6 protein-coding genes and 1 pseudogene are annotated in these 9,834 nt (G+C 63.5%); 5 read left to right on the top strand and 2 right to left on the bottom strand.

The window, feature by feature from the left end:
- Positions 1-295, top strand: a pseudogene (locus tag JHC57_RS04580) (hypothetical protein); the annotation flags it as partial.
- A 41-nt stretch (positions 296-336) separates the two neighbouring features.
- A complete protein-coding gene (locus tag JHC57_RS04575; protein WP_294028829.1) occupies positions 337-4,587 on the top strand; it encodes a hypothetical protein in 4,251 nt (1,416 codons plus the stop codon).
- Here JHC57_RS04575 and JHC57_RS04570 read toward each other — a convergent pair.
- Together JHC57_RS04570 and JHC57_RS04565 are read right to left on the bottom strand one after the other, a co-directional pair.
- Entirely contained in the window at positions 4,584-6,677 is a 2,094-nt protein-coding gene (locus JHC57_RS04570) for a bifunctional (p)ppGpp synthetase/guanosine-3',5'-bis(diphosphate) 3'-pyrophosphohydrolase (RefSeq protein WP_294028828.1), read from the bottom strand. The genes JHC57_RS04575 and JHC57_RS04570 overlap by 4 nt on opposite strands.
- Before the next feature lie 155 nt (positions 6,678-6,832).
- Positions 6,833-7,162, bottom strand: a complete 330-nt coding sequence (locus tag JHC57_RS04565) for a hypothetical protein (protein WP_294028827.1) — start codon at positions 7,160-7,162, stop codon at positions 6,833-6,835.
- Between the two features lie 125 nt (positions 7,163-7,287).
- Between JHC57_RS04565 and JHC57_RS04560 the strand changes: the two genes are divergently transcribed.
- The 3 genes from JHC57_RS04560 (at position 7,288) to JHC57_RS04550 (ending at position 9,796) form a co-directional block, all read left to right on the top strand.
- Positions 7,288-7,806, top strand: coding sequence for a helix-turn-helix domain-containing protein (locus JHC57_RS04560; RefSeq protein WP_294028826.1), 519 nt, complete (start codon positions 7,288-7,290; stop codon positions 7,804-7,806).
- A gap of 62 nt (positions 7,807-7,868) precedes the next feature.
- Complete coding sequence (locus JHC57_RS04555) at positions 7,869-8,993, top strand: histidine kinase (RefSeq protein WP_294028825.1); 1,125 nt, start codon at positions 7,869-7,871, stop codon at positions 8,991-8,993.
- Positions 8,990-9,796 carry a LytTR family DNA-binding domain-containing protein gene (locus JHC57_RS04550; protein WP_294028824.1) on the top strand — a complete coding sequence of 269 codons (807 nt, stop codon included), beginning with the start codon at positions 8,990-8,992 and terminating at the stop codon, positions 9,794-9,796. The genes JHC57_RS04555 and JHC57_RS04550 overlap by 4 nt, the downstream gene beginning before the upstream one ends.
- Positions 9,797-9,834 lie beyond the last annotated feature (38 nt).

The following is a 9,834-nucleotide window of genomic DNA, read 5'->3' as shown; positions in this document are numbered from 1 at the left end:
GGGCGCCGATTTCGACCTGACCCCCGAATTTCGCGTCAGCACCAATTTCAACCATCTCTGGTTCGAAAACACGTCGAGCCTGCAGGTGCTGCGCAGCGAAGGCTCGATCCCCAAGGATATCGGTTTCGACCTGTCGGTCGCGACGATCTGGCGGCCCAAGGCGACGCAGAACATCGTCGGGCGCCTGAGCGGCGCGGTGCTGCTGCCCGGCAAGGGATTCAAGGACCTGTTCGACAACAAGAAAAAGAATGACGCTTATGTCTCCATCCTCGCCAATGTGATCGTGAGCTTCTGATCGTGACGCGCAAACTCTTCGCCCTCTTCGCCTTCCTGCTGATGAGTGTCAGTCTGGGCGTGAGCGCTACGCGCGCGGCGGAAGAGGAAAAGCCGCTCAAGATCGAATACCGCTTCACGCCGCCCGCGCCGCGCGAGCAGAGCGACGCCGACGTCAGCGCGAAATCGGAGGGCTGCTACAGCTGCCACACGCGCACCGACCAGCCGTCGATGCATGCGACTCCCGCGGTCAAGCTCGGCTGCACCGACTGCCACGGCGGCGACGCGAGCCAGCACGGCACCCCCGGCCTCGGCTACCAGCACCCGACGAACAAGGCGGTGATGAAACTCGCGCATCCGCAGCCGACGCTGCCCGGCGCGTGGCACGACAGCTCGGCGAATCCGCAGCGCAGCTATACGCTGCTCAACAAGGAATCGCCCGAATTCATCCGCTTCGTGAACCCCGGTGACTATCGCGTCGCGCGCGAGGCGTGCGGTGCGTGCCACCTCGAGGTGATCGAGGCGACCGAGCGTTCGATGATGTCGACGGGCGCGATGCTATGGGGCGGCGCCGCGTACAACAACGGCATCGTCCCCTATAAAAATTATATCTTCGGCGAAGCCTATACGCGCACCGGCGAGCCCGCCTGCATCCTCTCGCCTTCGTCGCGGCTGACCGCCGAGGAATATAAGGAAGCGTGCAAGCCGGGCTTCGGTTTCGACAAGATCCTGACCGACGAAGAGAAAAAACGCGGCGCGCTCGCCAAAATGTATCCGCTGCCGCGCTGGAGCGTGCTGCCGCCGGGCGACGTGTTCCGCGTGTTCGAACGCGGCGGGCGCAACATCAACACGCAATTCCCCGAAATCGGTCTGCCCAACCCCACCGGCAGCATCCAGCGGCTCGAGGAACCGGGACGCCCCGATCTCAAGCAATCGAACCGCGGCCCCGGCACCGGTCTCCGCGTCTCGATCCCGGTGCTCAACATCCACAAGACGCGCCTCAACGATCCGCTGTCATGGTTCATGGGGACGAACGACCAGCCCGGCGACTATCGCCATTCGGGCTGTTCGGGCTGCCACGTCATCTACGCCAACGACCGCGAGCCACGGCACAGCCTGACTTATGCGAAGTTCGGCCGCGACGGCGAGACGGCGACGGTCGATCCAACGATCCCGGGGAAGAAATGGAAGCCCGAAGGCGGGCACGGCGGTGACGCGCATGGTGCAGGTGACGGCCATGATGCCGGTGGCGGCCATGGCGCGCTGATCGATCCTGCCGATCCCGACGTTCCGGCACGTCCCGGATCACCGGCACGCGGCGAATCGGGTCACCCGATCAGTCATGCGTTCACCCGCGCGATCCCGACATCGCAGTGCATGTCGTGCCACATGCACCAGCCGAACATCTTCCTGAACTCGTATCTCGGCTACACGATGTGGGACTATGAGTCCGACGCGCCGCAGATGTGGCCGGGTCCCGACAACACCGCGCCGCGTCCGCCGGGGATGGGCGACGAGGAATATCGAAAGAAATACAAACAGCAGCGCTATCCCACCGCTGCCGAGGTGCATCAGGTGCTCGAACGCAATCCCGAGGCGGCGGCGGCGCGCGGCCTCTGGGCCGACGTCGAGTTCCTGCGCGACGTCTATGACGTCAACGACAGCAACAAGGACACGCAGTTCGCCGATTATCATGGCCACGGCTGGAACTTCCGCGGCATCTTCAAGCGCGACCGCAGCGGCAATCTGCTGACCGCCGACGGCAATATGTCGACCTATGGCACCGACACCGCGAACATCATCGACCCGAAGGACCCCGAAAAGTGGCGCAAGAGCTGCAGCCATTATACCGATCCCAAGGAGCGCGACCTCTGCCTGTCGAGCGCCGATCCGGGCCAGCCGGGGATCGAGGGCAAGTTCGTGCCGCCCGGGATCAATCCCGGCAAGGCCGTCCATATGATGGACATCCATGCCGAAAAGGGCATGCAATGCGCCGACTGTCACTTCGCGCAGGACAGCCACGGCAACGGCTATATCCAGGGCGAAGTCGCGAACGCGGTCGAGATCAGCTGCAAGGATTGCCACGGCACCGCCGACGCCTTCCCGAACCTCTTGACCTCGAACGTCGCGGCGCGGCCGCAGGGCAATAATCTCGCGTTGCTGCGCAATCCCGACGGGCGGCGACGTTTCGAATTCCAGTATAATGACGATGCCGAGGTGATCGGGCTGATCCAGCGTTCGATCGTCGATCCGAAGCTCGAATGGCAGGTCAGCCTCGTCAAGCAGGCGGTTACGCCGGGGCCGCATTTCAACGCCAAGGCGGCGCGCGCCAAGTTGATGGCGCGCGCGGGGTCGGAAGACGGCAAGTTCGAATGGGGGCCGGGCGTCGCCAAGGAGGATCGCGCGCACGGCGACGACAAGATGACCTGTTTCACCTGTCACCTAAGTTGGACCACGAGCTGCGGCGGCTGCCATTTGCCGATCGAGGCGAACTGGAAGACCAAGATGCACCATTTCGAGGGTGAGGAGACGCGCAACTTCGCGACCTACAACCCGCAGGTGGCGCGCGACGAGATGTTCCAGCTCGGCCGGCACCAGCTTACCAAGCCCGGTGAGCCGGGCCCGAATGGCGAAGCACGCGGTATCATCACCCCGGTGCGCTCGACCTCGGCGCTCGTGCTGTCGTCGACCAACATCAATCGCGAACGCATCTATGTGCAGCAGCCGCCGATCTCGTCGGCGGGCTATTCGAGCCAGGCCTTCGCGCCGCATTTCCCGCACACGGTACGCCGCTCCGAAACCAAGCAGTGCAGCGATTGCCATTTGTCGGCCGCCGACGACAATAATGCGATCATGGCGCAGCTCAATCTGCTCGGCACCAATTTCGTCAACTTCGTCGGTTTGAACGTCTGGTCGGGACTCGATAGCGGCTTTCAGGCGACGCGCGTCACCGAATGGGACGAGCCGCAGGCGGTGATCGGCAGCTATCTGCAGAAATATGCCTATCCCGATTATTGGAAGCTGCACGTCGAACAGAACGGCCGCGAGCTCAAGAACTGGGTGCGCGGCAAGACCTTCGACAGACAAGGCTCCGGCGAAACGCACGCGCTCGAGGAATTCGCCAATATCGTTCAGGGCACGAGCGGCCGGGTGAACTGCCTGCAGCAGCGCGGCGAATATATGTTCGTTGCCGAGGGCAAGGGCGGTTTCCGCGTTTATGACATCGCGTCGATCGGCAACAAGGGCTTCTCCGAACGCATCGTCCGCGCGCCCTTCTCGCCGCTCGGCCAGAACACGCATGTCAAAACGAGCAACGCAACCTGCATGGCGATCGCGACGACGCAGCCGGTCAGCGTCAGCCGCAACGAGAATATCGTAAAGAATTTCCCCGAGAATCACGAACAGGTGATGCACGACATCTATCGTTACGCCGTGATCACCGACAGCGTCGAAGGGCTGGTCCTCGTCGACATCGACACGCTGGCCGACGGCGAATTCCGCAACAACAGGTTCAAGCGTGCGCTGACATGGAACGAGGGCAATGTTCTCGCGGGCGCGCGGCATGTGACGCTCGCGGGCAGCATGGCCTATGTCACGACCGATGCAGGGCTCGTCGTGCTCGACCTCTCGACCCCGCTCCAGCCGAAGGTCACGGCGCAGCTACCGCTGACCGACGCGCGCGCGAGTGCCCTCCAGTTCCGCTATCTCTGGGTCACCGATGCCGAGGGGGTGAAGCTGTTCGACGTCACCAATCTTGCGCAGCCGGTCGCCGTGCCCGCGGGCACGGTGCGGCTCGCCAATGCGCGGAAAATCTATCTCGCGCGCACCTATATGTATGTCGCGGCGAAGGCCGACGGGCTCGTCATCGTCGATGTGACGCGCCCCGCGGCGCCGATCGTGTGGCCGGGGCTGACGTTCGGCGGCGCGCTCAACGATGCCGAGGATGTGATCGTCGCATCGACCAACGCGTCGCTCTTCGGTTACGTCGCCGACGGGCGGAACGGCATCAAGGTGCTGCAGCTGACCAGCCCCGACAATCCCGGCCTCTACGGCTTCTCGCCGAAGCCGACCCCCGAGCTGATTGCTTGGGCGAAGACGCCCTCACCTGCGCTCGCGCTCTCGAAGGGCCTCGACCGCGACCGCGCGGTTGACGAAACGGGCGGCCAGATGGCGGTCTTCGGGCGTGTCGGCTCGCGGCCGTTCACGCGGCCCGAAATGGAGAAGCTGTTCCTGAACAGCAAGGGCATGGTCTACAAGGTCAGCGACGAGGTCGACCAGAATGCCTGGCGGCCGCCTTTGCTGTACGCGAACTAAAGCCGCTCGGCCTGCACCACGCTGTCCGACGCACGCAGCGCCGACAGGATGCGCATCACATGCTGCACATCGCGCACCTCGACGACGACGTCATAGGTATGGAAGCCGCCCTCGCGGTTCGACAGGCGCAAATTGGTGATGTTCGCCGAATTGGCGGCGAGGATGCCCGACATTTCGGCGAGCGTGCCGGGCTCGTTGAGAATGACGATGCACAGCCGCGCATTGCCGCCCTCGCTGTCCTCCTGCCAGCGCAGGTCGATCCAGTCGGCGTCGATCCCGTCGGCGAGCTTCGGGCAGTCGATGACATGGACCTCGATCCCCTCGCCGGGGCGCGACAGGCCGACGATACGGTCGCCCGGAACCGGATGGCAGCAATCGGCGAGCTGATAGGCGACGCCCGGAGTCAGCCCCGCGATCGACACCGCGGCGCCCTGCACGAGCTTGCCGGGTTTGGTCTTCATTTCGGCGGTGATACCGGGGACGAGCGCCTCGAGTACCGCATTGTCGGTCAGCCTCTGCTTGGCGATCGCGACATAGAGCGCGGCATCGTCGTCGAGCTTGAGCCGGGTCAGCGCCGCGGCGCGCGCCTTGTCGCCGACCTTGTTGGGCAGCCGCGCGACGATCTCGTCGTACATCTTGCGGCCAAGCGCGGCGAGTTCGACCTTTTCCTTCGAGCGGACATGGCGGCGGATCGCGGCGCGCGCCTTGCCGGTCACCGCAAAGCCGAGCCATGCGGGCTGAGGCGTCTGTTTGTCGGACGAGAGGATTTCGACCGTATCGCCGTTGGCCAGCTGCGTGCGCAGGGGCACCAGCCGGCCGTTGACCTTGGCGCCCACGGTGCGGTCGCCAAGCCCGGTATGCACGGCATAGGCGAAATCGACCGGGGTCGCGCCCTTGGGCAACTGGTGCAGGCTGCCTTTCGGGGTGAAGGCGAAGATGCGGTCCTGATACATCGCGATGCGCGTGTTTTCGAGGAACTCTTCGGGATCGTGCGTCTGCTCGAGGATTTCGAGCAAATCGCGAATCCACCCGGCCTGCCCGTCGGGCGCCGCGCCGCCTTGCTTGTACGCCCAGTGCGCGGCGAGACCGAATTCGGACTGCTGATGCATGCCGAGGCTGCGGATCTGGATCTCGATCCGCATGTTCTGCTGGTGCATGATCGTCGTGTGCAGCGACTTGTAGCCGTTGCGTTTGGGGGTCGAGATATAGTCCTTGAAGCGCCCCGGGACCATTTTCCATTTGCGATGGATCAGGCCCAATGCGGCGTAGCAGTCGGCATCGGTCGGGGTGACGATGCGAAAGGCGATGATGTCGGTCACCTGCTCGAAGCTGACGTGGCGCTCCTGCATCTTGCGCCAGATCGAATAGGGATGCTTCTCGCGCCCTGAAACCTCGGCCTCGATCCCCGCGGCGGCCAGCAGATCCTTGAACTCGCGGCTGATCGCCGCGACCTTGTCCTTGCCCCCCGCGGTCAGTTTGGCGAGGCGGCCGGTGATCGTGGCATAGGCCTCGGGCTCGAGCTCGCGGAAGGCAAGCAACTGCATCTCGCGCATATATTCATACATGCCGATCCGCTCGGCGAGCGGGGCATAGATGTCCATCGTCTCCTTGGCGATGCGGCGGCGCTTGTCGGGATTCGTGATGAAATGCAGCGTGCGCATATTGTGCAGCCGGTCGGCGAGCTTGACGAGCAGCACGCGGATATCGTCCGACATGGCGAGCAGGAATTTGCGCAGATTCTCGGCGGCGCGCTCATTTTCGGTCTGCGCCTCGATCTTCGAAAGCTTCGTCACCCCGTCGACGAGGCGGCCGACGTCGCTGCCGAACAGCCGCTCGATCTCCTCGGGCGTCGTCAGCGTGTCCTCCAGCGTGTCGTGGAGCAGCGCGGTGACGATCGTCTCGCTGTCGAGATGAAGGTCGGTCAAAATGCCCGCCACCTCGACGGGATGGCTGAAATAGGGGTCACCCGAGGCGCGCTTCTGACTGCCGTGCTTCTGCACGGTGAACACATAGGCGCGGTTGAGCAGCGCCTCGTCGACGTCGGGATCATAAGCGCGCACGCGCTCGACAAGTTCATATTGCCTCAGCATCCCGCCCAATGTCGTTCATGTCGGCAATATTGCAATGCGAAATTTGCTTGCGTCGAACCGCCGGAGATCGGCAATTTTGATAAGACCGATTGGAAGCTTCGTTCGTGGGGGCGGCCGCGCCGGTCGGAGTGCGACCGCCCAGAGTCGTCGGCGCGTTACTTCGCGCCGTTGCAGCGCGCGAGCTCTTCGGCTTCGAGCGCCTTTCCGCCCGCAGTGAAACGCGTCACCGGACCGGCCTTCTTGACGAGCGCCGAACACATGATCAGCGGACGGCTTGTTCCCTGTCCGGCGAGGCAGCTCGTTCCCTTGCACGCCCAGACGATGTCGCGTGCGACAAAGCGCGCTTCGGGCGCCGGGCTGGCGAGCTCGGCGCTATAAAAGGCGCCGCCTGCCGCCGTGGCCGAGGCGGGAGCAAGGGCGCCGGCCAGCGCGGCACCGGCAAGCGTGAGGGACTGGACGAGGGGAGAAAGCTTGAACTCGGGCATTTTGACCTCCTGTTTTTGCGCGACCGCGAGGTCGCGAAACGCCACCTAGCGTTTGAGTTGCGAAATGCAACGGAGGCTCTATATTTTTTTGGCGCATGGGGCGATTTTACGTTAGGGCATTGGTCATGGGAAAATTACGCGAACTTCTGAATGATCTCGACGGCGGCAATTGTGCCCTGCCATTGGCTCTCGAAGCGATGGGCGAGCGATGGTCCTTCATGATCCTTCGCGCGGCGTTCAACGGCGTCCATCATTTCGAAGAGTTCCAGCAGGAACTGAATATCGCGCGCAACATCCTGTCGAACCGGCTGTCGCGGCTGGTCGATCATGGCATCATGGCGCGCGAGGTGATGGCAGAGGACCGGCGCAAGGTGCGCTACCAGCTCACCGAAAAGGGTATCGAGCTCCTCCCCGCGATGATCGCGCTTCGCCAGTGGGGCGAAAAATGGGGCGCCGGCGTGCCCTCGACACCAGTGCTCGTCGATGCCCGCGACGAACAGCCGATCGGTCCCGTCACGCTGACCGCGCACGACGGCCGGGTGATCGGCTACAAGGAACTGCTGTGGAAGCACCGCTCCGAATTGCAGCCGCTGGGACAGGCGCGCGTGCGTAGCGACAATCCCGCGGCGGTCGCGGCGGAATGATCGGCCGCCCGGCTTTTCGATCCCGCGCGCGCGGCTGCTGACTTTCGACAATACGGACCTTCATGCCGCTGTTTCGCCTGACTTCGCCCGGCCCGTTTTTCGACAACAAGGTCCGGGCCTTCTGGAATCTGCAGATATTGGGCTGGGCCGCGTGGCTCGGGCTGCGCGGGATATCGGGGCTGGCCAACGGCCAGTCCTTCACCTTCCTGATCCCGCAGACGATTTCGGCGATCACCGGCTTCTCGCTCTCGCTGATCCTGTCGGTCTGCTACCGTTCGCTGATCAATCGCCGGCCGCTCCTGATGTGGGGCGTCAGCTTCGGTCTCGCGGGTGTTGCGACGGCGCTCTGGGCCTTTATCGATGCCTGGGTCGCGCAAATCCAGAACCCGGCGAGCGAGGCGGGCTTCACCAGCCTGCTGCTCGGCGCCATGTATATCGATGCGACCTCGCTCGCGGCGTGGTCGGCGCTCTATTTCGCGATCAACTATTTCCTCCAGTTGGAGGAGCAGAATGACCGCGTCATCCGGCTGGAGGCGCAGGCGGCATCGGCGCAGCTCGCGATGCTGCGCTATCAGCTCAACCCGCATTTCCTGTTCAACACATTGAACAGCATTTCGACGCTCGTGCTGCTGAAACAGGCCGAGCCCGCCAATGCGATGCTGTCGCGCCTGTCGGCCTTTCTTCGCTACACGCTCGCGAACGAGCCGACCGCGCAGGTGACGCTGGCGCAGGAGATCGAGACGCTGAAGCTCTATCTCGACATCGAAAAGATGCGTTTCGAGGAGCGGCTGCGGCCTCATTTTGCGATCGATCCCGCGGTGTCGCGTGCGCGATTGCCCTCGCTCCTGCTCCAGCCGCTCATCGAAAATGCGATCAAATATGCGGTGACGCCGCAGGAAGATGGCGCCGATATCACGATTTCCGCACAGCTGGCCGGTCAAAATGTTCGCATCACCGTGTCCGACACCGGCGCGGGATTGTCAGCGGAAACGACCGACCCCACCACTGGCCTTGCAACGGAATCGACCGGTGTGGGTTTAGCCAACATCAGGGACCGGCTGGCGCAGGCTTTTGGCGACCAGCACCGGTTCGACGTCCATGTGGGCGCTGATGGCGGGTTCACGGTGGTAATCGAGTTTCCGTTCCAGCCCGATGGGCAAATGACGATTGGAACCGAGAGAACATGACGATCAGAACCATCCTGGTGGATGATGAAAAACTGGCCACCCAAGGCCTTCAACTGCGGCTCGAGCCGCACGCGGATGTCGAAGTCGTCGACACCGCCCAGAATGGCCGCGAGGCCATCCGCAAGATCAAGACGCACAAACCCGACCTTGTGTTCCTCGACATCCAGATGCCGGGGTTCGACGGTTTTTCGGTGATCCAGGGGCTGATGGAGGTCGAGCCGCCGCTCGTCGTCTTCGTCACCGCCTATTCGGATCACGCCATCCGCGCCTTCGAGGCGCAGGCGGTCGATTATCTGGTGAAACCGGTCGAGCCCGAGCGGCTCGCCGACGCGCTCGACCGCGTACGCCAGCGCCTCGCCGAAAAGCGCGGCGCCGCGGAGGTCGAACGGCTCAAGAACGTGCTGGCCGAGGTCGCGCCCGAGGCGGTCGAGGATTATGACGCCGAGACCCAGCCCGACGCGCACGCTGCCGACCGCTATGAAAAGATGATCAACATCAAGGATCGCGGCCAGATTTTCCGCGTCGATGTCGACAGTATCGAACGCATCGACGCGGCGGGCGACTATATGTGTATCTATACCGCCGACAACAGCCTGATCCTGCGCGAGACGATGAAGGACCTGGAAAAGCGGCTTGATCCGCGCAACTTCCAGCGCGTTCACCGTTCGACGATCGTCAATCTGTCGCAGGTGAAACAGGTCAAGCCGCATACCAACGGCGAATGTTTCCTCGTGCTCGGATCGGGCGCGCAGGTGAAGGTCAGCCGAAGTTATCGCGACGTTGTTGCGCGCTTCGTGCACTGATTTGATGGAGGCGCCGGTATCGTCCGGCGCCTTTTTCG

Source organism: Sphingopyxis sp. (assembly GCF_016463645.1).
GTDB lineage: Bacteria > Pseudomonadota > Alphaproteobacteria > Sphingomonadales > Sphingomonadaceae > Sphingopyxis.
The sequence above is the reverse complement of the archived record's forward strand: the minus strand, read 5'-3'. Positions and strand labels throughout refer to the sequence as shown.